At 65.9% G+C, this 25,224-nt stretch carries 24 protein-coding genes; 9 read left to right on the forward strand and 15 right to left on the reverse strand.

Annotation, left to right across the window (positions count from 1 at the left end; genetic code table 11):
* Window positions 1-254: 254 nt before the first annotated feature.
* From ACSQ3D_RS11645 to ACSQ3D_RS11665, 5 genes are all read right to left on the reverse strand, one after another.
* Window positions 255-2,315, reverse strand: coding sequence for a TonB-dependent receptor (locus ACSQ3D_RS11645; protein ID WP_436127204.1), 2,061 nt, complete (start codon window positions 2,313-2,315; stop codon window positions 255-257).
* Between the two features lie 232 nt (window positions 2,316-2,547).
* Window positions 2,548-3,651: a HupE/UreJ family protein gene (locus tag ACSQ3D_RS11650; protein ID WP_436126990.1), complete on the reverse strand. Its 1,104-nt coding sequence runs from the start codon at window positions 3,649-3,651 to the stop codon at window positions 2,548-2,550.
* Window positions 3,652-3,821: 170 nt separating this feature from the next.
* Window positions 3,822-4,964 (reverse strand): hypothetical protein, encoded by a 1,143-nt coding sequence (locus ACSQ3D_RS11655; protein ID WP_436126991.1) that lies wholly within the window; start codon window positions 4,962-4,964, stop codon window positions 3,822-3,824.
* Window positions 4,965-5,081: 117 nt separating this feature from the next.
* The gene (locus tag ACSQ3D_RS11660; protein WP_436126992.1) at window positions 5,082-5,321 is read right to left on the reverse strand and encodes a hypothetical protein; all 240 of its coding nucleotides are present in this window, start codon (window positions 5,319-5,321) and stop codon (window positions 5,082-5,084) included.
* A gap of 16 nt (window positions 5,322-5,337) precedes the next feature.
* Window positions 5,338-6,891, reverse strand: coding sequence for a DUF4331 domain-containing protein (locus ACSQ3D_RS11665; RefSeq protein WP_436126993.1), 1,554 nt, complete (start codon window positions 6,889-6,891; stop codon window positions 5,338-5,340).
* Between the two features lie 161 nt (window positions 6,892-7,052).
* Between ACSQ3D_RS11665 and ACSQ3D_RS11670 the strand changes: the two genes are divergently transcribed.
* A complete protein-coding gene (locus tag ACSQ3D_RS11670; protein WP_436126994.1) occupies window positions 7,053-9,074 on the forward strand; it encodes a M48 family metalloprotease in 2,022 nt (673 codons plus the stop codon).
* Between the two features lie 76 nt (window positions 9,075-9,150).
* Here ACSQ3D_RS11670 and ACSQ3D_RS11675 read toward each other — a convergent pair whose 3' ends face one another.
* Both ACSQ3D_RS11675 and ACSQ3D_RS11680 read right to left on the reverse strand, forming a co-directional pair.
* Window positions 9,151-10,236, reverse strand: coding sequence for a hypothetical protein (locus tag ACSQ3D_RS11675; protein WP_436126995.1), 1,086 nt, complete (start codon window positions 10,234-10,236; stop codon window positions 9,151-9,153).
* Window positions 10,233-10,724 (reverse strand): tetratricopeptide repeat protein, encoded by a 492-nt coding sequence (locus tag ACSQ3D_RS11680; protein WP_436126996.1) that lies wholly within the window; start codon window positions 10,722-10,724, stop codon window positions 10,233-10,235. Before ACSQ3D_RS11680 ends, ACSQ3D_RS11675 begins: the two co-directional genes overlap by 4 nt.
* A gap of 146 nt (window positions 10,725-10,870) precedes the next feature.
* On the opposite strand from ACSQ3D_RS11680, the gene ACSQ3D_RS11685 reads away from it, so the two are divergent.
* The 3 genes from ACSQ3D_RS11685 to ruvC all read left to right on the forward strand — a co-directional run bounded on the left by ACSQ3D_RS11685 (window position 10,871) and on the right by ruvC (window position 13,268).
* Complete coding sequence (locus tag ACSQ3D_RS11685) at window positions 10,871-11,653, forward strand: lysophospholipid acyltransferase family protein (RefSeq protein ID WP_056169098.1); 783 nt, start codon at window positions 10,871-10,873, stop codon at window positions 11,651-11,653.
* A 5-nt stretch (window positions 11,654-11,658) separates the two neighbouring features.
* Window positions 11,659-12,651 (forward strand): phosphatidate cytidylyltransferase, encoded by a 993-nt coding sequence (locus ACSQ3D_RS11690; protein WP_056169095.1) that lies wholly within the window; start codon window positions 11,659-11,661, stop codon window positions 12,649-12,651.
* A gap of 68 nt (window positions 12,652-12,719) precedes the next feature.
* A complete protein-coding gene (ruvC, locus tag ACSQ3D_RS11695) occupies window positions 12,720-13,268 on the forward strand; it encodes a crossover junction endodeoxyribonuclease RuvC (protein WP_056417572.1) in 549 nt (182 codons plus the stop codon).
* Between the two features lie 158 nt (window positions 13,269-13,426).
* Here the strand turns inward: ruvC and ACSQ3D_RS11700 are convergent, their stop codons facing one another.
* The 5 genes from ACSQ3D_RS11700 to ACSQ3D_RS11720 form a co-directional block, all read right to left on the reverse strand.
* On the reverse strand, window positions 13,427-13,855 hold the full coding sequence (locus ACSQ3D_RS11700; RefSeq protein ID WP_436126997.1) for a hypothetical protein: 429 nt from the start codon (window positions 13,853-13,855) through the stop codon (window positions 13,427-13,429).
* Window positions 13,856-14,131: 276 nt separating this feature from the next.
* A complete protein-coding gene (locus ACSQ3D_RS11705) occupies window positions 14,132-14,503 on the reverse strand; it encodes a hypothetical protein (RefSeq protein ID WP_436126998.1) in 372 nt (123 codons plus the stop codon).
* 448 nt (window positions 14,504-14,951) lie between these two features.
* Window positions 14,952-15,455 carry a hypothetical protein gene (locus tag ACSQ3D_RS11710; RefSeq protein WP_436126999.1) on the reverse strand — a complete coding sequence of 168 codons (504 nt, stop codon included), beginning with the start codon at window positions 15,453-15,455 and terminating at the stop codon, window positions 14,952-14,954.
* Between the two features lie 72 nt (window positions 15,456-15,527).
* Complete coding sequence (locus tag ACSQ3D_RS11715) at window positions 15,528-15,890, reverse strand: hypothetical protein (protein ID WP_436127000.1); 363 nt, start codon at window positions 15,888-15,890, stop codon at window positions 15,528-15,530.
* 227 nt (window positions 15,891-16,117) lie between these two features.
* Complete coding sequence (locus ACSQ3D_RS11720) at window positions 16,118-16,603, reverse strand: CZB domain-containing protein (protein WP_436127001.1); 486 nt, start codon at window positions 16,601-16,603, stop codon at window positions 16,118-16,120.
* A 200-nt stretch (window positions 16,604-16,803) separates the two neighbouring features.
* On the opposite strand from ACSQ3D_RS11720, the gene ACSQ3D_RS11725 reads away from it, so the two are divergent.
* From ACSQ3D_RS11725 to ACSQ3D_RS11745, 5 genes are all read left to right on the forward strand, one after another.
* Complete coding sequence (locus ACSQ3D_RS11725) at window positions 16,804-17,844, forward strand: LLM class flavin-dependent oxidoreductase (RefSeq protein WP_056417566.1); 1,041 nt, start codon at window positions 16,804-16,806, stop codon at window positions 17,842-17,844.
* A gap of 162 nt (window positions 17,845-18,006) precedes the next feature.
* Window positions 18,007-19,239: a type II secretion system inner membrane protein GspF gene (gspF, locus tag ACSQ3D_RS11730; RefSeq protein WP_056417563.1), complete on the forward strand. Its 1,233-nt coding sequence runs from the start codon at window positions 18,007-18,009 to the stop codon at window positions 19,237-19,239.
* An 11-nt stretch (window positions 19,240-19,250) separates the two neighbouring features.
* Window positions 19,251-19,430: a hypothetical protein gene (locus ACSQ3D_RS11735; RefSeq protein WP_436127002.1), complete on the forward strand. Its 180-nt coding sequence runs from the start codon at window positions 19,251-19,253 to the stop codon at window positions 19,428-19,430.
* On the forward strand, window positions 19,421-20,341 hold the full coding sequence (locus ACSQ3D_RS11740) for a 5'-nucleotidase (protein ID WP_056417558.1): 921 nt from the start codon (window positions 19,421-19,423) through the stop codon (window positions 20,339-20,341). Before ACSQ3D_RS11735 ends, ACSQ3D_RS11740 begins: the two co-directional genes overlap by 10 nt.
* A gap of 250 nt (window positions 20,342-20,591) precedes the next feature.
* Window positions 20,592-20,975 carry an EF-hand domain-containing protein gene (locus ACSQ3D_RS11745; RefSeq protein WP_436127205.1) on the forward strand — a complete coding sequence of 128 codons (384 nt, stop codon included), beginning with the start codon at window positions 20,592-20,594 and terminating at the stop codon, window positions 20,973-20,975.
* A 354-nt stretch (window positions 20,976-21,329) separates the two neighbouring features.
* Here the strand turns inward: ACSQ3D_RS11745 and ACSQ3D_RS11750 are convergent, their stop codons facing one another.
* The 3 genes from ACSQ3D_RS11750 to ACSQ3D_RS11760 all read right to left on the reverse strand — a co-directional run bounded on the left by ACSQ3D_RS11750 (window position 21,330) and on the right by ACSQ3D_RS11760 (window position 25,116).
* Entirely contained in the window at window positions 21,330-21,761 is a 432-nt protein-coding gene (locus ACSQ3D_RS11750; protein WP_056167321.1) for a hypothetical protein, read from the reverse strand.
* A gap of 500 nt (window positions 21,762-22,261) precedes the next feature.
* Window positions 22,262-22,786, reverse strand: coding sequence for a DUF1854 domain-containing protein (locus ACSQ3D_RS11755; protein ID WP_436127003.1), 525 nt, complete (start codon window positions 22,784-22,786; stop codon window positions 22,262-22,264).
* 20 nt (window positions 22,787-22,806) lie between these two features.
* On the reverse strand, window positions 22,807-25,116 hold the full coding sequence (locus ACSQ3D_RS11760; RefSeq protein ID WP_056167318.1) for an ABC transporter ATP-binding protein: 2,310 nt from the start codon (window positions 25,114-25,116) through the stop codon (window positions 22,807-22,809).
* Window positions 25,117-25,224: the final 108 nt, after the last annotated feature.

The following is a 25,224-nucleotide window of genomic DNA, read 5'->3' on the forward strand; positions in this document are numbered from 1 at the left end:
TATCGCATTCGCACACGAGTGGCATAACCCGGGGCTTGAGGCCGCGGGCTTCGTGTGGCGTGTCGTTCAGCAGGAACGGTGAATGCGGGGCATGTGAATCTCGCAGAGATGGGGGTTTTTGGAAGGGCCGAATACTAAGGCGGCGAGGCCACGTGCTGCAAGCGGAATGCGCCACGCTGGCGTTTTGGCGCCACACACGGCGCACCCGTCGCTGCGCTAGCTGACGCACCCGGGGCGATCCACTCGCAGTGCCACTAGAAGGTCCAGCGTGCGCTCAGGCGTGCGCTGCGTGGCTCCATGGGATGCACGTGGCGCCCCTCGATGCCGACGCCGTTGCAGTCGCCCCGTGCCGATTCTCCGGCCGTGCAGGACGCATAGAAGTACTCGATGTCGTTGCCCTTTTTACCGGCCAGGTTGAACACATCCAGGCCCAGCGTGAGCTCTTTGTTCACGGCGTAGCGCAGGCCGGCGTTGAGCACGGTGTTGGCGCGCGAGCGCACGGAGTTGAGCGTGTCCAGCGCCCGCGGGCCCATGTAGCGCAGTCGCAGCGATGCGGTCAGCGGCCCCTCGGTATAGACCCCGCCCACGGCCAGCACACGCTCCACCGCGTTGTCGATGTGGTTGCCTTCGCCCGCAGGCGCCGTGCCGCGAAAACGCGCACGCGACAACGCCGCATCGGCCTCCAGGCGCCAGCGCGCGTTGGGCTTCCAGCGCACCGTAGTTTCGATGCCGCGGCGGTAGCTTGTGCGGCCCGGCTCGGTGCTGCCCGCGTCGCCCACGTAGACCAGTTCCGAATCGAGCTTGAGTTGCCACAGCGCCGTGGTAACGGTCAGGTCGTCACCGGGTTGGTAGCGCCAGCCGATCTCGCTGCCCACGCCCCGGACGAGTGCGGGCACGCGGTCGGCAGGCAGACCGCTTTGCGGGTCGACCTGGATGGTGGCCCCGCGCACGTCGTTGCTGTGCGACCCCACGCCCATATTCAGGTACAGCTCGTGGGCAGGGGTGACCGCCCAGGCCAGGCCTGCCTTGGGGCTGACCAGGGTGTCGTGCCCGGTGCCGCTGTTGGCAGCGCCGTAGACAGCCTCGCGGCCTTGCACGTCGTACCGCAGCAGGTCGCCGCGCAGCCCGGCGTAGCCGCGCAGGCGCTCGGTGAAGCTCACGAACTGCTGCACATGTACCGACAGCATGTCTTGCGACACCTTGTCGTTGCGCACCGTGGACAGGCGCTGGCGGGCCGCCGTGTTGTACAGCCCTACTTCGCCGATGCGGTCGCCGCGCCATTGCGCTCCCAGGCTGAGCACCCCGTCCAGGCCCGCGATGCGGTTGGATACGCTGCGGGAGGCTTGTGCGCCCAACACGCGGCGCCGGTCCGACTGCTCGAACTGGTCGCCCTGCAGGGGGTCGCGCAGAAAGTAGGTGAAGTCGGAGAACAGGTCGAACCGGTAGTCGATGGCGTAGGCGCTGACCTGGGTCTGGCCCTGCGGGTCGTTGTCGAACCACTTGCCGGACAGGCTCAGCCGCCGGGAGCTGCCGCCATCGGTGGGGTTGAGAGAGCCGAAGCGCGGCAGCTCGCCGCTGTCGATCAGGCGCTCGGGAATCTGGTCGGTGGCGTTCCAGCGGTTGCGATACGCCATGCCCGTGACGCTGAAGCCGCGTGTGGGCGAGCCCTGCGCATAGCGCACCACGGCGTTGATCTTGCGCAGGCGCTCGGGCACGTCCCAAGGGCCGTCGTTGCCCTCGAGCTCGATGGCGCCCAGCCAGGTCTGGTCGTCCCGGGTGCGCGAGCCAGCGGCCAGCAGGCGGCGCAGGTTGTGCGGGCCCAGGGTCACCTCGGCGAACGGCGCATCCAGCGCGCTCATGTAGTCCAGCGAGGCGCTGCCTGCCACCGAGAAGTCGCCGCTGTCGGCAAAGTAAGGGCCCTTGCGGTAGCGCACGCCCGACACCAGGTCGGGGATCAGGAAGTTCAGGTCGGCAAAGCCCTGGCCGTGGCCATGCGTCGGCATGTTGACCGGCATGCCATCCACCGTGACCGAGAAGTCGGTGCCATGGTCCAGGTTGAAGCCCCGCAGGAAGTACTGGTTGGCCTTGCCGTCCCCCGAGTGCTGCGTGGCCACGACACCGGGCACCGCCTCGACGATGTCACCGGGGCGCAGCTTGGGGCGGGCCTGAAAGGACTCTTTTTCCACCGCGCCTTCGCTGGCACTGTCGGCCACTCCGATGGCCATGTCTCTGGGGCCGCGCACATCCACCTCGGGCAGGTGCGTGGGCTGCTGGGCCCCAGCCTGCAGGGAGGCCATGGTGGCCGTGCCGGCCATGAGGATGCCGAGCGCGAACGGACGCGGCGATGTCATGCGTGAGAGCTTCATGTTGTCCTTGCGAGGATGCCTGCGGATGTGCGTTCACTCTTTCAAGACCGTTCGGGCTGAGCCTGTCGAAGCCTTGCGCGGCGCTTCGACAAGTCTGTCTTGAGCCCGTCGAATGGCTCAACGTGAACGGTTTTTTGCGTTTCTGAAGACAAATGGATCAGGGGTCATGCTGCGCACGCCATCAGCCGGAAAACGCCACCCGCTGCACCGTCCAGTACAGCGACAGCACGATCAGTGCCACCGACCCGCCCTTGACGACGATGGTGCCGTAGCCCGCCCACCGGGCCAACACCAGGGACACGGCGCACCACACGGCCACCACCATGAGCTGGCCCGCCTCGACCCCCAGGTTGAACCCCGCCAGGGCCCACACCAGCAGGCCGCCGGAGACGCCCGCCTCGATCAGCGCGCCCGAGAATCCCAGCCCGTGCACAAGCCCGAAGCACAGCGCCAGCAGGTCGCTGCGCAACCCCTTCACCGGGAACAGGTTGAGCAACGCCGACACGCCGATGCTGATGGCGATGGCCGGCTCGACCCAGTTGCCGGACACCGTCACCCAGCCCAGGCCCGCCAGTACCAGGGTGATCGAATGGCCCACGGTGAAGCTGGTCACGGTGATGAGCAGCGCCTTGAGGCCGCCCCAGCGGGCACCGCCATGCGGGCCTGCAGCCGGCACGGCCGATGCTGCGCCCTGCGTGCTGCCGCCACGCCGCAGCATTGAAATGGGCAGCAGCAGGGCCAGCAGGAATGCCAGGTGGTCATAGCCCTCCAGGATGTGGTGCACACCCTCGGCAACGAAGTGCACCAGCGTGGCCGGGCCACCGCGGGCCGCTGCAACCCCCTCCTGTGCGGCAGTGCCGCGGCCCACCGCGCGCAGATCGGTGCGCGAACGATCGTCGGGTGCCAGCACTGCAGCGAGCGGCTGGCCGCCCAGTTGACCGCTGACCAGCAGGCGATGGGTGGGGTCGATCCCCTGCATCAGGCGGTAGTCGATCGCCAGCGTCTGCGCCGGGCCACAGTCGAGTGCGGCCGCCATGCGGATATAGCGCCCGTCGGTGCGCTGCTCCAGCGCGTCGAAGCGCCAGGCCACGGGCTGCACTGCATCGCCACAGCGCCACTCGATGCCCTTTTCCACCCACTCGGCCAGCGCCCGCGTGGCCTGCTTGATCTCGCCCCAGGTGAGCCGGCGGTCGCCATCGGCGTCCAGGCGGTCCACTGCGGCGTCTACGTCCTTAAGCGCCAGCGAGAGCTGCAGCGCCACGGTGCCTGCGGGCGCTGCTGGCACTGCCGCAGCTGCTGATGCTGAAGCTGCTGATGCTGCTGATGCTGCATCGCTGGTGTCGTTGACGCGCAGATAGGCGTCGCTGGCCTTGTGCGCCCATGCCGAGGGTGCCGCGGCGCAGGCAGCAACCAGGGCCGCCGCGATAAATGCTTGTCGGAACAGGAGCGTGTGCCTCACTTGTTGCTCCCCCGCGCCTGCCAGCGCGCCAGGCGAGCGTCCTGCAGGCCCGTACCCTGGAAGGCCTGGACCACCTTGCGATGCGCGGCCGCATCACCGGACTGTTCGGACGTCTGCAATGCAAGCCACCAGTCGAGCGGCTCCTTTTGCAGGGCCAGGTTGGACTGCGCCGCGCGCCAGGCATCCTGGGGCTGCCCCTGCAGCCACAGCGCCAGCAGCGAGCGCTCACGGGCATGTGCGTCCAGGGCCTCGCCACGCGCTGCAAGGGCCGCGAACCGGGCCTCCAGCTCGGTCGAGAGCGCCTGCGCCTGCACGGTGTTGCCCATGAGCCGCAGGGCGTGGGCACGGCGCAGCAGCACGGCGTCGCTGGCGGGCTGGGCCTTCAGCGCCTCTACCGCATCCGCCGGGCGGCCCAGGCGCAGCAGCAGGTCGGCGTAGGCCAGGGCGGTGTATCCGTCAGGCGCTGCGGCCAGGCTGGCGCGGTAGGCCGCATCGGCGGCATCGTCGCGACCGGCGCGCTCTTCGCTTTCTGCCAGCAGCGACTGCAGCCAGGCCCGGTCGGCCGGTTCGCGTGCTTGCTGGATGAGCGCACTGAACCCGCTGCGCGCGGCATCGCTGTGGCCCTGCAGGGAGCGGCTTTCGAGCAGGCAGGCGGTGGCATAGAGGGCGGCGCCATGGCGCGCCACGTTGCGGCAGGCGCTCTCGGACGCGGGGTAGCGGGCGGCCACCCGCTCCAGCGTGGCCAGGGTCAGCCAGCCCTGCACCTGCGCGGGGTCGGCCTGCAGCGCACGCTGGAGTGTTTTGCGTGCGGCGTCGAATTCATGGCGGCTTTGCTCCACCGTGGCCTGCAGCACCGCCAGCTCGGCAGGCGCATCGGGCTTGCCCCACCACACGGCCAGCACGGCCTGTGCGCGGCCCAGGTAGCGGGGGTCGGCCGTCTCGCGTGCCAGGGTGATCCAGCGGCGCGCGGCCACAGCCGCCGCCTGGGGTGTGGCCGGCGTGACGCTGATCCGCGCGGGCAGGATCTCGATCACCTCCGCGTCGGACGCCGGATGCAGGTCTTGCAGGGCGGCCGCCGCCGAGGTCACGAGGCCGCAGGCAAGGCAGATCCCCCAGAAGAGGCGGACAGGTTTTTTCATGGGATGAGCCTGGATGGGCCGGGATGGACGGCAATGAGAGAAAGGCGGGCTGGAACGCCCGCGCAGGCCATGCCACGGCCGCGCGGCCATCCGCGCAGCCGTGGCCCGGGCAACGATCTACAGACGGGTGTCTGGCTCGTCCGTGTCGCTGGTGGACAGCACGATCTGGTCCACCGACGCTGGCTCTGCCGTGTCCTGCAGGGTGGCTGCAATCGGCTGGGTGTAGGCAAAGGCATCGACCACGCGCGGGCCCTCTACCGGCCCTGCGCTGTCACTGCCGCCGCCGCCGCCGCACGCTGTGAGCGCCAGGGCACCTGCAGCCGCCAGGGCGGCTTGTTGAATCTTGATGTTCAGCATGGTTGCATTCCTCGCATCAGAAGTTCTTGGCGCCTGGCAGCGGCGTGTTGACGTAGGGGAAGGCCTGCTTGTAATCCGTGGCCTTGGTGCGCGAACCGTCCACGAACTCGACGCCGCCTGCCGGCGCATCGGAAGGCTTGCAGCCCACCTTCAGCGCATCGTTGGCCCCGGTCAGCGTGCACAGGGCGCCCATGGCCACGCGCAACGAGACATCCACCACATCATCACCCAGCCGGCGTCCGTTGGGGAAGCCAGCAGCATCGCCGGCCACCACGCCCAGCGATTTCTGGGCACTTGCGGGGGTGGCTGCAATGCTCGTGTTCAAGCGCAGCATTTCTGCCAGCGGGCCACCCGTACCCAGCGCCGTGATGTTGGCCGGGCGGTTGACCGTGGGCAGCCCGGTGAGGAACGCGGTCATCAAGTCCGTGCGCGGGAAGTTGGTGGGCGCCTGTGCACCGAACAGCACCTGGATCAGCGCCGGCAGCGTGGGGTGGGTCACGTAGTCCGCAAAGTTGGCGGCATCGTCCTTGGGCTTGGAGCCATTGAACTTGTCCTTGTCCTTGAGGCCGATGACGACTTCATTGACCAGGGGCATGCCCAGGCGCGATACCTGCGTCCACGCGCCGCCGGCTTTCTCGGTGGCCTGCAGGCCCGAGTCGGGCTTGCCGTTGAGCACGCGGGCCTGGCGCAGGCTGGCCGTGGTCCAGCCGCCGATGACCTTCTCGCCCGATGCCGCGGTCAGGCAGTTGGTGGGCATCTCGACCGCGAGCGAGGTCACGTTCTTGTTGGCAATCTGGCCTGCGCCAAAGGCAGCGGCATTGGCCTCGCTGGTGATGACCGCGGCCGGTGCGTTGACCAGGTCGAAGATGGTGCCCAGTGAGACCGGGAACGGGTCCTGCCGCTGGCCCACGAACACCTTGCCCGGTGTGGCGCAGCCCGGCACGTTGATGCCGTACACGTACTTGCCGGCGTAGGCGTCGTAGGCTGCGGCGTTGCCCAGCGATTTCTCACCGATGTAGTCGATGGGCTTGGTGAAGGTGGTGCCCCCGCCGGCCATCGTGATCTGCTCGCGCTTGCCGGTGCGCCGGTCGCCGCGCACGATGAACATCTCGTACTCTTCACGGTAGGACACCGGGTCTGCCGCAGCGCCGCTGATGCCGCCGGCATTGCGCAGCGGAATGGCGACCTTCTTGCGGTTGCCGTCGGGGCCGATGTCCAGGGTGATGCCGGCGCCTGCATTGTTCAGCGTGTTCTTGAAGCGGAACTGGAAGGTGATGTCTTCCGAGGCATCGCCATTGTTGTCGATATGGATCTCGTACAGCGCATTCGGGTCCAGGCTGAAGTAGTTGGGGCCGCCGTACGGGTCCTGCAGCGGCAGGTAGTTGGCGATCATGGTGACGAAGCCGCCGCGCCCCGACTCATAGCTGTTGAAGAGATAGAAATCCGCCCCATCGACCTTGGGCTGGGTCGTGATGAACGGCGCCTCGCGGTGGCTAGACGCCAAGCTGACGCCGGCTGTGCAAGCGGCCAATGCCGCAAGCGCACCCAGACTGAGTTTCTTCAATCGCATGGAGATCTCCTGGTGAATGGACTGTTGTGAGCAAGAGGGCTCAGGTGCACATACGACAAAGGCGCCCCGGTGGATTCAGCTTTTGAGATGCGCAAGGGTTTACCCCACCCCATCGGTACTTCTGGGAGTACCTTTCATTCACCTTATGCCTGCACTGTTTCATGGGCAAGCTTTCTTTGCCCGCCTGCCGGCCCGGCATGACGGCGACATGTACGGTGACATGCACGGCCGCCGTGCAGGGCCGCGCATTGCAGCGCGCCTGCGGTGACTGTTGCAATTTGCCCCCATCGCGCAGCCCGGTCTGTACACGCCGCGGGTCTGGCATTCCAATCGGCGACACATCCAAAAACGCCATGCAATTTCCGATTGTTCAAAAACTCAAACTGATAGTTTTGTGCTTGTTGGCAGAAGGCATTTACTACATCCTGGCGCTCGTTCCCGTAGTGCCATTCACCCTGCTCAGCGCCATCTTTTATCCGCCCACCACTGCGCTGCTGATCGGCGCCACGCTTTTTCTGGTGGTCGTGTGGGCGATCCAGCCAGACCCTATCGACGACCGGGATGCGATTACCGTCGCGCCGGGCAGCGTGCTGCACCAGTGGGTCCACGCGCTGTCGGCGGCCGTGGACGGGGGCAGGATTCACCGCATCGTGTTGACCGACGAGGTCAACGCTTCGGCCTACGTATCGCCCGGGTTCATGGGGCTGGGCGCGCGCCGAACCCTCCGTATCGGACTGCCCCTGCTGCAGTGCCTCTCCAGCCATGAAGTCAAGGCTGTGGTGGCGCATGAGCTCGGGCACTTTTCACGGCAGCACAATCGGGCGGGCCACTGGGTCTACCGCGTCAGGTACAAGTGGGGCATTTATCTGCTGGCACACAGGTCCGATGCGGACGGGTTCATCCAGTCGGCGCAAAAGCTCGTGGCCCGCTGGTTCATTCCGTACTTCCTGCGCCAGTCTTCTGCCTGGTCACACCAGTGCGAATACGAAGCCGACGCCTGCGCCCAGCGTGCGGGCCTGGCCGGCAGCCTGATCGACGCGCTGGTGAAGGTGGAGCTGCACCAGCACATCGAGCAGCATGTGATGCAGCAGGACTGGGTGCAATGGAAGCTCCAGTCGGACTCCCCGCCCCCGAACATCCTGGAGACCACCCTCGAACACATACAGCGCTACGCCGCGCCGGCCTTCGCCCCGATGCTGGCGGCGGCCCAGGCGCGCCCCACACGCCTGTACGACACCCACCCCCGCCTCCAACAGCGCGCAGACCACCTTTGCGTCACCATCGAGCCGCCGCAATGGCATGGCGTCTGCGCGGGTGCCGAAGCCTTTCCGAACGACTGGGCGTCCATCTTTCAGGCGCACCAGGCGGCATGGGTGGGCAAGCACCGGGATGCATGGTACTTCGCGCACTACCGATTGCGCTGGCTGCAGGCCCAGGCCGATGCCCACCCGAACGACGTGGCACTGCAGGCCGTTGCCATGGCGTCACTGTCCACATCCACCACGGCAGTGGACGCGCTGAGGGCACTGGTGGCAGACCATCCTGCCAACGCTTACCTGAACTACGAGCTCGGCTGTGCCTTGCTCGATAACGACGATGAGGACGGCATCGACCATCTGCAGGCCGCCGTCCGGCTGAACAAGAAGATGGCGGTGCCAGCGCTGCGAAGAATCTCCGAGTACCGCTTGCAAAGCGACTGCGCGCAAGCCATCGAACGGTCCATCAGAAAACTGGACGCCGCGTTGCGCTGGACAGCCGCCTTCTTCGACCGGGACCTCTGGAGCCGGTTCGCCAACGAACCGCTGGAGCCTCTGCCGGCCGCGGCCCGGGGGCTGTTCCGCGATGCGGTCCGCGCAAACCCACGGATAGACGGATGCTGGGTGGGCAGCCTTCCATCCAGGTCCATCGACGGGCACCAGTTCAAAATCAATCTGGTCGTGTTCCGCATGGATGGGTCGGGTGAACTCTCGCCCTACCATACCGAAGAACGCATGAAAGCGCACATGGCTCACCTGCTGGAGACGGTGACCAGGCCCGATGAACTCACCTGCGTGAAAGCGGTGTTCTACACCGAGCCGTTGAACCCCCGGCTCCTGCAGAACATCAACAAATACCCAGAGGTGTGCATTGCGCAACCTCTGGGCGCCGTGAACCAGAACGTGATCAGAATCGACGTGCTCTGAACGTGCTTTGATACAGGCCGAGCCTGTGGCTCGCGTGTAGCAACGCCTGCAGCCAGCGCGCCGATTCCGAAGCGCCTCACCCCATGATCGCGCCCTTGACCATGCTCATCACCCCGATCGCAGGGTCGACGGCCTTGAACACGCCCACGGCGCCGGTCACGGCATCTTTGGTGCGGCCTGCGTCGGTGAGCGCGCTTTCGTGCAGTTCGGTGGCCGAGGCCGTATCTTTGCCGTCCAGCGAGCGGATCAACGCGGACGCCACCAGCCCGCCGTCCGGATCCAGTGCAGTGCTTCCATGCTCGGGCTCCTTCAAGGCCATCACCTCCCCACGGACTTCGTCGAGACTTTCCTTGAGCAATTCGCGGTCCAGATCGTCGGTCAACAGCCCGCCGACGGTGGACGCGACGGCCACCGCGGTGCCGACCGACGATGCCACCTTGCCCGCCAGGTCATAGGCAGCGGGCAAACCCGACAGCCCCGCGCTGACGGCGACCGAAGCCACTGCCAGGCCCACGCCCACCGTGATGCCCGTCCATTTGGCGGCAGTGGACGCCGTCTCTGCACCCACACCGCACCGGGTGAGCGCCCCGTGCACCACGTTGGCCACGATGCTGTTACCCATGGGCAGTTTTTCGTACGGCGGAGGCCTGTGGTCGGCAATGGCTTCCATGTTGCGCATGTTGCGATAGGCGCACACGGCATCGCCGGTGGACACCGCAAAGTTCACGCAGGCCAGCGCCAGCAGCGGCGTGGCGCCGCCAAACGATATGGCCGTCAAACCCACGGCCACACCCACCGCCACGGCCGAGAGGGCCACCCCCAGCGCCTTCTTCCAGAACGATGTCTTGGCAACGTCCACGCCCTCCTGCCGGGCTTCCAGCAGCTTGTTGCCTGCGGCCACCAGCTTGCCCTTGGCCACTTCAGCCCGCGATGTCGTGCCGGTCGTTGAGCCTTCGCGGACGGGCTCGGAGGCCACCGACCGGACCCGGTCTGCCTGCCCAGCCGTCACGTCGCTGCGCGGCGGCGGGGGGAGCGTCAGGGACACCGGCGCCTGCGCTGAAGAGGCCTGCGCCGTGCTGGTGGCTTGCTGCGCGGGCCCGCTGCCCGTGGTCGAGAACAGATTGGCCGGCCGGCCCATTCCTACGCCGATGGGAGAGCTCATGCTGCACCTCCGGTCAGGCTGGACAGGCGGGCTTGCGCGTGGGCGCGCACCAGGTGGTGCTCGGGGCCCAGGTAGCTCAACTGGATGCACGCGCGGAACGCTTCTTCGGCTTCCTGGGCGTTGCCCATCGCTTCCATGCATTCACCCAGGCGCAGGATGCAGCCCGCATTGGTGGCGTCCATCAGCAGCGCCTGTGCGTAGTGCTGTGCGGCCGCCTCATGGTGCCCCAGCATCTGCAGGGCCAGCGCATAGGCGAACTGAAAGCGCGGCTCCCAGGCGTCGTGCGTCACCAGCAGGAGCAGGTCTTCCACCGCGTCCTGCGCGCGGCCCTCGGCCAGGTGCTCGTAAGCCACGGCATAGAGCGCCTCCAGGTCATCGTCGGAAATCCCCTTGACCGAGGCCAGGGTGATTCCATGGTTGACGAAAGCATCGGCGATGCCTTCCGGGGTGCTGAGGTCGACGTGGTTTGCGTCGGATGTGGGGTTCATGGTCGTGCTCCTGCCTGGTCAATCCAGTGACCACTGAGTAACAGGCGGACGCCGGGAGTTCCTCACCCTGCGACTTCTTTGCATGCAGCCCCCATTCAGCAGCGCCCCGCCCTGGCCTGCGCACCTCGCCCCGTATGATCCCGCCCATGCTTGCCAAGTTGATGAGTCTTCTCCTGCTGGGGATCGTGCGGTTTCTGACCGGTTCCCAGGCCCGCTGGTATGGCTGCCCGCCCAAGGCCGAGCAGCGCATCTATTTCGCCAACCACCAGAGCCACGCCGACATGGTGCTGATCTGGGCCGCGCTGCCGGAGGAGCTGCGCAGCATCACCCGCCCCATCGCGGCCAAGGACTACTGGACCAAGACGCCGTTTCGCCAGTGGATCACCACCGCCGTGTTCAACGCCGTGTATGTGGACCGGCAGGCCACGCCAGCACGCCCGCCCGCTCCGGCGGCACCGGTAGCCCCGGACGTCGGAAGCGTGATCGACGCCATGTCCACCCCGCCATCAGACGCCGACACCGCGACGGCGGGCGGCCCCGACCCGTCACCCGAAGCGCCGCCGCGGGCGCCCACGCCCGAAGAGCTGCGCACGGCCCTGCCTGAATCGGACCCGCTGGCGCCGCTGGTGCGTGCGCTGGAGAGCGGCGACTCGATCGTGATCTTTCCGGAAGGCACGCGCGGCCATGGTGATGAGCCGCAGCCGTTCAAGTCGGGCCTCTTCAAGCTGGCGCAGATGTTCCCGCAGGTGGTGCTGGTGCCCGCCTGGATCAACAACGTGCAGCGCGTCATGCCCAAGGGCGAAGTGGTGCCGGTGCCCATCCTGTGTTCGGTGACCTTCGGCACGCCGATTGCGCTCGAATCCGGCGAAGAACGCCGCCCTTTTCTGGACCGTGCACGCCGCGCGGTGATCGCCCTGCGGGAAGTTTGACCACCATGAACGACTTCCTTCGCAACCTCACCGCTACGCAGCAGATCGGGGCGCTGTTCCTGGCCGTGTTCGGCATCCTGTCCATCGTCACCGTGTGGGCCTTCGTGCGCAATCTGCGCGAGCATGCCAGCGACGACCCGCAGGCTGAAGCACGCGTCGTGGAGGCCAAGCGCTTCTGGGGCCTGCTCAAGACGTCCTGGATGATGGCCACGGTGTTCTGGGTGGGCTGGGTGCTGGGCGAGACCGTCGCCACCGTGCTGTTCGCCATCGTGGCGTTCTTCGCGCTGCGCGAGTTCATTACGCTGTCGCCCACACGGCGGGGCGACCACCGCAGCCTGGTGCTGGCGTTCTTCGTGGTGCTGCCGCTGCAGTTCTGGATCGTGGGCAGCAAGCACTTCGACCTGTTCACCGTGTTCATCCCCGTCTACGTGTTTCTGGCGATCCCCGTGGTGAGCGCGCTGGCCAACGACCCGCAGCGCTTTTTGGAGCGCAACGCCAAGCTGCAGTGGGGCATCATGGTCTGCGTATACGGCATGAGCCACGTGCCCGCGCTGCTGCTGCTCGACTTTCCGGGCTACAAGGACAAGGGCGCGTTCCTGGTGTTCTTCCTGGTCTTCGTGGTGCAGACCTGCATGGTCGTGCAGCACCTGCTGGGGCGCCGCTTTCCGCACAGGCCCGTGGCGCCGCAGGTGAGCCAGAGCTTTCAATGGGCCAGCTGGCTCGCCGGCGTGGCGGTCGGGGGGCTGATGGGCGGGTTGCTCACCTTCATCACCCCCTTCAAGCCCGGCCAGGCACTGGGCATGGCGCTGCTGGCCTGCGTGGCCGGCAGCCTGGGGCACCTGGTGATGAAGGCCCTGAAACGCGACCGCGGCATCACGAGCTGGGGCATGCAGGGCATGTCGGTCACCGGCGCGGGCGGCCTGCTCGACCGGGTGGACGCGCTGTGTTTTGCGGCACCGGTGTTCTTCCACTCGGTGCGCTGGTACTTCGGTTTATAAGAAAAAAACCTTCTACCGCTTGATAGACAGGCGCCAGAAGCTACAAAAATAATAGCAAAACAATAGCAATGCGAATTCTCGGCATCGACCCTGGCCTTCAAACCACCGGCTTCGGCGTGGTGGACATGGACGGCCACAAGCTCAGCTACGTGGCCAGCGGGACCATCCGCACCACCACGCTGGCGCTGGGTGACCTGCCCGGCCGCCTGAAGATCTTGTTCGACGGCATCACCGAAGTGGCGGCCCGCTACGAGCCCGATGTGGCCTCGGTCGAGATCGTGTTCGTGAACGTCAACCCCCAGTCCACCCTGCTGCTCGGCCAGGCGCGCGGCGCGTGCATCACGGCCCTGGTGGCCAGCAACCTGCCGGTGGCCGAGTACACCGCGCTTCAAATGAAAAAAGCCGTGGTAGGCCACGGCCGCGCGGCCAAGAGCCAGGTGCAGGAGATGGTGCGCCGGTTACTGCAGTTGCCCGGCCTGCCGGGTACCGATGCAGCGGATGGCCTGGGCATGGCCATCACCCATGCGCATGCGGGGGCCGCCATGGGCCGGCTGGGTGAGGCGGCCACGCTGAATCGGCGGCAGCATGCGATGTACAAGGGTGGGCGGAGCTATTGAGGCAGGGGGGAAGGGTCAGAGGTCAGCGCTCTGAGGTTGAGGTCAAAGGAAAGACCGCAGATGCCTAAGGCAGGCACGCCAGCTGCTGTGAACCGGGCGAGCGGATGGCCATCTTGCCCCCTTCGCCCCATGCTCAGCACGTCAGGGCATGCACTGCGTCATCCATCGCAGTAACCAAACTTGCCCGCTGGCTTCGCCGCCAAGTCTTTCCCTACTTTGCGCGCCAGGGCCACGGCTTCGCGCGACGCTGTGAAATGCGACCCCACACCACCCCAGTAAAAACCGTTGGGGCCGCGACAGAGCATCACGATGGCGGGCTTTGTAGACAGGGCCGTGCTGTCTCCGCGGTCGACAACCACCTCATAGCGGACCCGCTTCATGGGCTTGCCGCGCAAGGTGGCGACCACGCGCCCTTCGTAGACATGGCGCTCTTCGGTCATCGTGCGGCCTTCGTCCGGGTCATAGAGCCCGGTCGGCACATCCGGGCTGGGGACGGGCACGATGGTGAGGCGGGTGTGCACGACCACCACTGTGTGCGGGGTCATCGCCATGGCGTGGGCGAGCCCCTCTTTTTCAGTCTCGTCCATGGGCACGGGAGGCTCTGGCTTCCAGACGAATTCGGGCATGTGCTGGCCGGCATAGCTCGCTATTCCTGCCATGGTCAAAGCCAACACGGAACCGCAGCGCACAAGCCTTCGTAACGAGCCGCGAGTCGAAGACTTTGCGAAGGGCAACGGAGAATCATCAGTGCAATTCTCAATCTCTGCGGAGCGGCCGCTATCAATTGAGAAAGTTAAATGGTTTGTCATGGATCTCCAAAATAGCCCGCAGCCTCACGTTGGGGGCAAATCTTCTACAGCTTGTTATGAAGGCGTTTCGGCACCGCGGATAAGGCAAATCGGTTGGCGGCGCATATCAGCCAGCAAGCGCAGTTCAGCCTCATGCAAGGCTACGTTCAATCGCCCGTTTTGCTCAAGCGCACTGCGCATAGTTTGCCAGCCAGGATCGGTTTCGTTGATCGCGGTGGGTGTGCCATCGACAGGCGAGCCCCACAAGACCCATGTTTCGCCGACGAACCCTGCGTGAGAAGCCAGGTCAAGACGCACCAACTGGTCAATGAGCGCTGGCGACATGGGCAGCAGCGTTTGGCTTGATGAACGATATCTACGGTGGGTCCGCTTGGCGATAGTGTCCAGAAAGTAGCGATTTATCTGATTGATCCAGTTTGTCAGCATTTCTCATTCCGTGCAGACACGCGACCTCCGCAGAATCTAGTCTACGCGCTTGAATGACCTGTCATCAACCACCCAACCTTCGCCTGCTTCACATATTACTTTTTTATATCCAGCGGCTTTCGTGGCCTCCCAGTGCAACGACAAGCCACAAATTTCCCCAGGCAATATACGAAATAAAACTTCAAAACTATCGTCATTTTTACAAACATCTACACACTCAGTTGCCCGCCAATTAATCTGCGACTCTTGACAGCCAATCAATACGAGAATGAAGACCACAAATGATTTCATCAAAATCATCAAACCCAGACAACCTACGACCTATTTCTCAGCAAGATATATGGAATAACTGAAATAGCCATCCACCACCATTGATGACTGTAAAACACCCATAGCCAACAGCCCCATGCAAAAGGGACCGCAGTGTATTCGAGTATTTTTCTAAACTTCATTTATTTATAATATTAACCGCCAAAGGAGTGACACCCCAACGAACATAAACGAGGTACGGAACGATTCTAGCAACACCTGCGGGAGTCGAAATAACAATAGGAGTTAACGACGTTCTGTTGATAAAAAGATTGACTGGACGTCCAACCCTTGCGAGATAAATACCTGGCCCGAACAAAGCATTCTTGAGCATGTTGAGCGATGGATTGATGGCGGAATCCGCCACAATTCCCCTCGCTCCGGCCGTAGTAGAGAAGTGAACCAGCGTTTTGGGGATGTTGACGAACGAGAAGCCAGCCGCACCCAAAGTAAGCGCAGTAACAGGCGCCACTTCCGGAGTCCATAGAGCAGCAAAGCCGCCTGGGATGTTTGCCAACGGGGCAAGGGGACTCTTCGACTGAACAGCTATATCGGCCCAAAACTGAGTGGCATCGCTAGCGACTGAAGTAGTAGCTTCGTACAAAGTTTTGAGGCGCCAAAGCAAACTGCTTGCGTCAGACAACTCAATCGGCCTTGGACAGCCCATGGGATGGCAATAGACACTGGTGTTCTTATTGGTAGGCATCATTTTCGTTCAGGCCTGCTGCATCTTCAACTGCTTCGCGCAAGAGATTGCTTTGCGCAAAGTGCTGGTGCACTGTGCGGCCCGGATGGAGCCCTTGCTGACACCTTCTTTGGCCATCGTGCCCAGGCCGGTGAGCTTGCTCAGGCGCGAACCGCAGAGGCGGCCTGCGAGGGCGAGGCGGTAGACGCGATCGCTTTCTGCGGCCAACTGGACGAAGTAGATACTTACCGGGGCCTCGGTCTGACTACCCGACCGGGTCAGGTCCACACCGGCATTGAGCACCTCGCCCACTTCGAATTGCCTCCACACGGGCGAGACTGCGCTTACGCCAGATGCCAAAGTGGCGAGCGTGAACTGTGGATGGCGGTCCATCGGGAATCCCTCTTAGCTTTCAGTTGGTATTTTTGGTGCGCTGAGGCTGTCATGAACAGCCAATCAATGCGCGCCGGAGAATATCCACTGAAGACGGTTTTTCTCGAATTTCCCGTGTCAACAGATGTAAGAGCCGTGCATCAGCGGTCGCAGGGGCTCGCCACCAAACACAATGCTTTTTTAGTCAGCACTTTGGTGCAAAGCACGTTGAGAATCAAACGGTCAGTTCACCGCCCCAAACCCCGCTTGAGCTCCTTGAGCAACAACAACACCTGGTTCGACGCATGCCGGCAGCTGCTGTTGAGCAACTGCACCGCTTTTTGCCGCTCCCCCGCCTGGAACAGCGTCACGACATCGGCCGCCTGCTGGTGAAAGTACTTGTGCCGCGCGACCAGCATCGCGAACGCCGGAAAATGCCCCAGGCGCACCTTGCCGGTGCCGTAGAGCCAGCGGCCCAGGTCGCAGCGGTCGTCCTGGCAGATGCGCTCGGGGCGCATGACCTCTTGCGAACGGCCGTTGACCATGTCCTGCAGTTGCAGGCGCCACCGCTCATGGCTGGCCACGGCGGCGTCGATGTCGATCTCGGTCATCAGCATTGATGCGTACTCGGCATCCAGCACCAGTTCGCTGCCGTTTTCCTCCAGGGCCCAGGTGGTGTCGGGGCTGGTGGGATCTTGTTCCTTGATCTTGAACAGGCGGCTGAAAAAACCCATGCTAATTACCGGTAAAAGCCTCGTGCACGGGGCCGAAAATCGTCCCGCCAGAAATGCCTTGAAACATTTTGTGTCGCTTGCGCATTTTTGGCTATCAAAAAATTGCGCCGTGCCTGTTCGGCCCGAAGGCAACCCTTCTGACGCAGCCGGCTCTGGTGACCCTGCCGGCACAAATACCTTGCGCGCAAGACAATAGGTGCATGACTTCCACTGCCCCCCGTTCCGCCCTGTCCATGCTCGACCTGGTTGCCGTCCGCGAAGGCGGCACGGTGGCCGAGGCGCTGCAGATCGCCCTGCGCACCGCACAACATGCTGAAAAGCTGGGCTTTGCCCGCTACTGGCTGGCGGAGCACCACAACATGTCGGGCATTGCCAGCTCGGCCACAGCGGTGCTGGTGGGCCACATCGCGGGCGGCACGTCGCGCATTCGCGTGGGCTCGGGCGGGGTGATGCTGCCCAACCACGCGCCGCTGGTGGTGGCCGAGGCCTTCGGCACGTTGGCCGAGCTGTACCCGGGCCGTATCGACCTGGGCCTGGGCCGCGCGCCTGGCACCGACCCCGCCACCATGCGCGCGCTGCGCCGCAGCCGGGTGGAGACGGCCGACGACTTTCCGCAGGACGTGGCCGAGCTGCAGCGCCTGCTGGCGCCCGAGGTGCCAGGCCAGCGGCTGATCGCCATGCCGGGTGCGGGCACCAATGTGCCCATCTGGCTGCTGGGCTCGAGCCTGTTCTCGGCGCAGCTGGCGGCCGAGCGCGGCCTGCCCTATGCCTTCGCATCGCACTTTGCGCCGCGGCTGTTGCACCAGGCCATCGACCTGTACCGCAACCTGTACCGCCCGTCTGCCGCCTGGCCCAAGCCGTACCTGGCCATCGGCGTGCCGCTGATCGCCGCGCCTACCGACGACGAGGCCGAGTACCTGGCCAGCAGCACCTACCAGCGCGTACTGGGCATCCTGACGGGCGACCGCCGCCGCCTGCTGCCGCCCGTCGAGAACTTCGCCGCCCGCCTGCAGCCGCAGGAGCGCGCGGCGATTGGCGACTTCCTGGCGGCAGCCGTCATCGGCGGGCCCGAGACCGTGCGCGCGGGCCTGGCGCAACTGGCCGAATCCACGCAGGCCGACGAGTTCATGCTGGTGAGCGACCTGTACGACCCGGCCCTGCGGCTGCGCTCGCTGGAGATTGCGGCGCAGGCGCATGCGGCCCTGGCACTGCCGGCCGGCGGCCCGGCCGTCACGGCATGAGGCCGTGCGTCCGGCGATGCACCGGCATCAGAGCCAGGGGTCACGCCAGGGGCCGCAGGTAGCGGCTACCATCTCGGGCTACCGACTGATGCGCCGGTGAACACGCCCTGACATGGGCTGCCGGCGTACCGACTGCTTTCACACGCCCCAAGCCCACGCCGCATGCCCGCTTTTTCCTTTGAAGCCCTGGACGCCCAGGGGCAGACCCGCAAGGGCCTCATGGAGGCCGACACCGCCAAGGCCGCGCGCGGCCTGCTGCGGGCCCAGGCGCTGGTGCCGCTGGTGGTGGAGATGGTGCAGACCGGCCAGTCCACCCATGGCGGCGCGCCCGGCCTGGGCCAGCGCCTGTTCACGCGGCCGGTGTTCGGCGCCACGGCGCTGTCGATCTGGACGCGGCAGCTCGCGGGGCTGGTGTCCTCGGGCCTGCCGCTGGAGCGTGCGCTCACGGCCCTGTCCGAAGAGGCCGAGGACGAGCGCCAGCGCCATCTCGTGGCGGCGCTGCGGGCCGAGGTCAATGCCGGCTCCAGTTTTGCGCGCGCGCTGTCGCAGCACCGGCGCGAGTTCTCCGACATCTACTGCGCCGTCATCGGCGCGGGCGAGCACAGCGGCAACCTGGGCATGGTGCTGGAGCGGCTGGCCGACGACCTCGAAGAGCGCCAGGCGCTCAAGGCCAAGTTGATGGGCGCGGCGCTCTACCCCGCCATCGTGACCATCGTGGCCATCGTGATCGTGCTGTTCCTCGTGGGCTACGTGGTGCCGCAGGTGGCCAGCGTGTTTGCAGGCACCAAGCGCGCGCTGCCCTTCCTGACGGTCGCCATGCTGGGCATCAGCGCCTTCGTGCGCAACTACGGCTGGGCCCTGCTGCTGGCCGTGGTGTTGCTGGCCCTTGGCGGGCGCTGGGCGCTGACCATCGGCTCGGTGCGCGAAAGGTTCGACGCCGCGTGGCTCAACCTGCCGCTGGTCGGCAAGCTGGCCCGCGGCTACAACGCGGCGCGGTTTGCCGGCACGCTGGCCATGCTGTCGGGGGCCGGGGTGCCCATCCTCAAGGCGCTGCAGGCGGCTGCCGAGACGCTGAGCAACCAGGCGCTGCGCGCCGACGCACTCGATGCGCTGGTGCTGGTGCGCGAAGGCGCGCCGCTGGCCTCGGCCCTGGCGCAGAAGAAGCGCTTTCCGGGCCTGCTGTCGATGTTCGCGCGGCTGGGCGAGCAGACCGGCCAGTTGCCGGTGATGCTGCAGCGCGCCGCACGCCAGCTGTCGACCGAGGTGCAGCGCCGCGCGATGGCGCTGGCCACCATCCTGGAGCCGCTGCTTATCGTGGGCATGGGCCTCATCGTCATGATGATCGTGCTGGCCGTGCTGCTGCCCATCATCCAGCTCAACCAGTTCGTGAAATGAAGCACGGGTTCATGAAGCACCCCTTGAGCCGCTTGGCGCTGCCACAGTCTGCGCTGGAGTCGCCAGCAGGACGCACCCGACGGGCCGGTAAAGCCCTGCCCACACGCGCGGCGCCGGCACGGGCAGCGGCTGCCTACCGCAACATCGGCGCGCTGCTGCGCCCTGCGATGGAGTTCCCCACATGGCCGTGACGCTGGACGACAAGCTGGTGGTCGCGATCTCGTCGCGCGCCCTCTTCGACCTGGAGGAAGAAAACCGCATTTTCGAGTCCGGCGACGAGGCCGGCTATATGCGCCGCCAGCTGGAGCTGGTGCACCAGCCGGCGCGCCCGGGCATTGCGCTTCCGCTGGTGCGCAAGCTGCTGGCCTTCAACACGGCGGATGTGCAGCGTGTGGAGGTGGTCATGCTCTCGCGCAACGACCCGGCCAGCGGCATGCGGGTGTTCGCGTCGGCCCAGGCGGCCGGCATGCACATCGAACGCGGCGTGTTCACCCGCGGGCGCAACCCGTTCGCCTACCTGCGGCCGCTGGGCTCCCACCTGTTCCTGTCGGCCAATGAAAAGGACGTGCAGCAGGCGCTGAGCATCGGCTTTCCGGCTGCGCGGGTGATGACCGATTCGACGCCCGCGGGCGACAGGTACCCCGACGAGGTGCGCATCGCTTTCGACGGCGATGCCGTGCTGTTCTCCGACGAGGCCGAGCGCATCTACCAGGAGGGCGGCCTGCCCGCCTTCCAGGCCAACGAGGTGACCAAGGCCGCCCTGCCACTGGCCGGCGGTCCCTTCAAGCCCCTGCTGGCGGCGCTGCACCGGCTGCAGCAGCAGGCCGACGCCTCCAAGACCATGCGCATCCGCACCGCCCTGGTCACCGCCCGCAGCGCCCCGGCGCACGAACGCGCCGTGCGCACCCTGATGGACTGGGGCATCACCGTGGACGAAGCGATGTTTCTCGGCGGCCTCGAAAAAGGCCCGTTCCTGCGCGAGTTCGAACCCGACTTCTTCTTCGACGACCAGCGCAGCCACGTGGCGTCTGCAGCGCGCCATGTGCCGGCAGGGCATGTGAACAGCGGCATCTCCAACCCGCCCACGCCAGCCGCCGGGTGAGCAGGCCACCGGGCGGCGAGGGTCAAGCCATACCGCCAACGTTGCGGTCCGCGACGGAATGCCACCAGGGCCTGCAGAAAAGTTCTGCAAAGCTTGTGCAACGCCGGGTGAATCCCTGCAAAGCCCCGGTTGCAATCGACCTTGCGGCGCCCAACTGTGCAACCATCGTGGCCGAGCTTTGAAGGAGCATGATTTGCGCAAGAGAATTTCCCTGCGGACCTGGGTGGTGGGCTGCTCCTGGGGCGCCCTGATGGCCACAGCCGGCACCGCCGCCCTGGCCCAGGCCCCCCAGACCGCCGCGCCCGCGCAGCCCCCAGCGGCCACCGCCCCCGCCGATGCACCCCAGGCGGGGCTGAGCAAGGGCGAGATCAAGGCCCAGCGCGAGTTCAAGATGCTGGACTTCAACGGCGACGGCAAGCTCAGCCGCAGCGAGGTCAAGCTGTTCCCCCGCCTGGCCGCCGCCTTCGACGAAGCGGACACCGATGGAGACGGATTCGTGTCGTACGAAGAAGTGCGCGCGTTCGCCGCCAAGTACCGCGCGGAGCGGGACCGGAACAAGGCCGCGCAGGCTGCCCAGGCGGCGGGGACGGCGGCATCGCCCCCTGCCCCAGCGGCATCGGACCAGAAGCCTTGATGGGAGGCACGCGGTTCTGGTGAAGGCCGCGCGGGGGACGGAAGCTCTTGGGGAGATGCAGATACCCACAGATACCCACCGGTCGGGACGGGCCACTGCCTGGCAGCTTGCGACGATCCCATCGACTCCCGCGATTTCTATCGATTTCTATCGATTCACAGCACAAAAAGGCCGCTACCGCCCATCCATCAAGCGCCAACAGCTATATTTTTTATAGCATTCACCAGCTGACGCTCAACCCTCTGCCGGCCCCCTGGCGGCCCAGCGCAGAGCCCCGCGACCGCCCCAACAAAAAGCGCAGTGCGATACCGCACTGCGCTTTTTGTTGGACCGCACCGACCGGACGCTGCCCGCCTACAGCCCGCCCGTGCGCTTGACCTTCGGGTCCGAGTAGATCAGCGGCTCGTTCTTGGCCTGCTGGGCCAGGCGCTCCTGCAGGGTCATCTTGTTGATGTCCTGGGCCACTTCCACCGCGCTGCCGCTGGCGCGCCACATGGACTGGATCAGTTCGAGCAGCTGCTTGTAGATGGGCTCCTTGGGGGGCTCCGGCGGCTCCTCGACGGTGTCTTTTTTCTTGACCTCGGTCCAGTCGCGGTTGGCGGTGTCGGGGTTGGACGGCTTGTCCGGCTCTCGCACGATGGCGCCCTCGCCCAGCCGGTCCATGGACTCGACGGGGTTGGGAGCGTTGACAGGACGCACGGGTGGCGCGCCCGAAGCCCCGGTGGAATACAAATCAGCGCCCTGAGGACGCCAACTCGGCGATCGGTCGACAGGTGGCATTTGCATGACGAGGGCCCGGTAGTTGGTAAAAACGTGCAGAGGGTCTTTCACCTTCTTCGTACTTCATTACGGCAAAAAGAAAGGGAAATTTAGGTCTTTTTCACCGATCAAACAAAAAATAGGGTTTTCCCTAGGTGTTTGATGGCGTTTGCAACCGCCCGCGGGCCTTAAGACGGCCTTGAGCCGCCATAGGTGCGGTTCTCAGGATGATTGGATCGGAAGATGCAGAAGCCGGCGCACCGTTGTGGCCGCGCCTTTTGGCAGAAAAAGACGAAATCGAAGCCGCTTTCGCGCAAGGCGACTGTCAACGGGGGGCATGCAGTGCGGCAATGCCCCGGCGCCATGCGATCCAAGGGCCCCATGAAGGCCATTGGCGCTCCGGGCAGCGTCGTACAGCGCCCTCGTCATGCCGGAGATGCAAAGACCCGAATGCGCAGATGTGCGCGGGCGTGCGCAGCGCCGCCACTGGGGTGCTCGTCTGGAGAGGCCGCAGGCGCGGCCCGACGTCAGAGGAACCGTTCGAGCAGTTTGCGCGAGTGCTTGTCCAGCGCGGTGGTGTCGGGCACGCGGAACTGCAGGCCGTCGTTGGCCGCGATCAACAGCCGGGTGCGCCCGCCCAGGCGGCGGATGTCTTCTTCGGCCTTGAGCACCAGCTTGGCCGTACCGCGGTCGGTCACCACATCCCAGGTGCTGGGGGTCGAGAAGCTCGACACGGCGACAATTTTCTCGATAGTGGGCACAAACTCCCGGGCTTCGAGTTCTTCTTCGATGAGGCGCAGGGAATCCGCCTCCAGCTGCGCGATGCGGTCCACCCAGACCAGCTCATGCCCGTCGGTGCCGACCAGGGACAGCCCCTCGCCCGGCGCGGCGATCGGAAACGCCCGCACGGGCGTGATGCTCTCGTGCACCGTCCCATCGGCAAAGGTCAGCACCAGCCGGCCATGCGCGTTGCGGCTGAGCGTGAAAGCGGCCAGCGGCAGCGCGGCGCGGGGTGCAGGGCGGGCGTTGGCAGTGTGGGCGTCGTCGTTCATCGCAGGCTCCAGCGGTTCGTTCAGGCGTTGCCGGCAGGGTGCGCCGGGTGCAGCAGGCTGCTGTCGACAATGACGACGCCAGCGGCCTGGGCGTCTTCTTCGGCGCGGCGGGCTTGCGCTTCGTACAGGCGCCAGTAGGCGCCCTGCTTTTCCATCAGCTCGTCGTGCGGCCCGACCTCGACCACCTCGCCGCGGTCCATCACCACCAGGCGGTCGGCCTTGCGCAGCGTGGACAGGCGGTGGGCGATGGCGATGGTGGTGCGGCCCTGCACCAGGTTGTCGAGCGCCTTCTGGATCTCCTTTTCCGTCTCGGTATCGACGGCCGAGGTGGCCTCGTCCAGGATCAGGATGCGCGGGTCGATCAGCAACGCACGGGCAATGGAGATGCGCTGGCGCTCGCCACCCGACAGGCCCTGGCCGCGCTCGCCCACCAGCGAGTCGTAGCCGTGCGGCAGGCGCAGGATGAACTCGTGCGCGTGCGCGGCGCGGGCGGCGGCAATGATCTCCTGGCGCGTGGCCTCGGGCTTGCCGTAGGCAATGTTCTCGGCAATGGTGCCGAAGAACAAGAAGGGCTCTTGCAGCACCAGGCCGATGTGGCGGCGGTAGTCGGCCACGGCGAAGCGGCGCACGTCCACGCCGTCGACCTGGATGGAGCCTTCGCTCACGTCATAGAAGCGGCTGATCAGGTTGACCAGCGTGCTCTTGCCCGAGCCGCTGTGGCCCACCAGGCCAATCATCTCGCCGGGGCGGATGTCCAGGTCCAGCCCCTTGATCACGGAGCGGCTGCCGTACCTGAAGCCGACGTTGCGCATGGCGATGGCGCCTTCGACCCGGTCCACCTTCACCGGCTGGGCGGGGTCGGGCACGTTGCTCACGTGGTCCAGGATGTCGAAGATGCGCTTGGCGCCCGCAGCGGCCTTCTGCGTGACCGACACGATGCGGCTCATCGAATCGAGCCGGCTGTAGAAGCGCCCGATGTAGGCGATGAAGGCGGTCAGCACACCCACCGTGATCTGGTTGCGCGACACCAGCCAGATGCCGAAGCCCCACACCACCAGCAGGCCGATTTCGGTCAGCAGCGACACCGTGGGGGTGAACAGGCTCCACGTCTTGTTGAGCTTGTCGTTGACTTCCAGGTTGTGCTGGTTGGCCGCACGAAAGCGCTCGGCCTCGCGCTTTTCCTGGGCGAAGGCCTTGACCACGCGGATGCCGGGGATGGTGTCGGCCAGCACGTTGGTCACCTCGGACCACACACGGTCGATCTTCTCGAAGCCGGTGCGCAGCCGGTCGCGCACGGTGTGGATCATCCAGGCGATGAAGGGCAGCGGCACCAGCGTGACCAGGGCCAGCCACGGGTTGATGGAGAACAGGATGGCCGCCGTCATCATGATCATCAGCACGTCGGTCACGAAGTCGAGCGCGTGCAGCGACAGGAAGACGTTGATGCGGTCCGTCTCCGAGCCGATGCGCGCCATCAGGTCGCCGGTGCGCTTGCCGCCGAAGTAGTCGAGCGACAGGCGCAGCAAATGCTCGTACGTGGTGGTGCGCAGGTCGGCGCCGATGCGCTCGGACACCAGCGCCAGGATGTACGTGCGCGCCCAGGAGAGGCCCCAGGCCGCCAGGGCCGATGCCAGCAGGCCGCTCAGGTACAGCAGCACCAGGCCCGGGTCGATCTGCTTGCCGTTCTGGAACGGGATCAGGATGTCGTCCATCAGCGGGATGGTCAGGTACGGCGGCACCAGCGTGGCCGCGGTGGACGCCAGCGTCAGCCCGAAACCGGCAGCCAGGTGCTTGCGGTAGGGCCGTGCAAAGCGCCACAGGCGCAGCAGCACCCAGGTGGACGTCTGCGGCGGCTGTGCGCGCGCGCAGGCGGGGCATTCCTCGGTGTCGGGCGGCAGGGGCGTGTGGCAGGTGGGGCACACGGGCTCGTCCACGTCGCCCTCGGCATCCAGGTCGCCGCGGGCCACCTGCTGCTCGAACCGCTGCACCACGCGCAGCACCTGGGCGTGGTGCGCCAGGGTGAAGCGCCACAGCGCCAGGCGCTCGGCGGGGCCGTGCAGCTCCAGCGAGCCCACGCCGCCATGGTCCTGCAGCCGCAGGGACAGGCCGTCGCCCAGGGGCCAGGCGCGCCAGGTGGTTGCGCCCGGCTCGCAGGCGATGAGGCGCTGCGACGTCACCACCACCCAGCCCGCGGCGAACCGCAGGTCCGCGCTCAGGTCAACCTGTAACGCCGCCAGTACGTTCTCTCTGGGTGCGAGCATGGCCCGCAGATCAGCCCCCACGGGGCTGGAAAAGACACCCGAGGCGTCCACAGAATGGTGATGTTGCATTTTTGGTTGGTATCCCCGCTCCCGGCAGCCTGCCGCAACCGGTCTCGCGAAAGCGCGAATTCTCGCCGATACTGCGCCTCAGAACCTCTTTCGAGGCGTGGCGGCATC

This window comes from Acidovorax sp. LjRoot117, from assembly GCF_964252695.1.
Classification (GTDB): domain Bacteria; phylum Pseudomonadota; class Gammaproteobacteria; order Burkholderiales; family Burkholderiaceae_C; genus Acidovorax.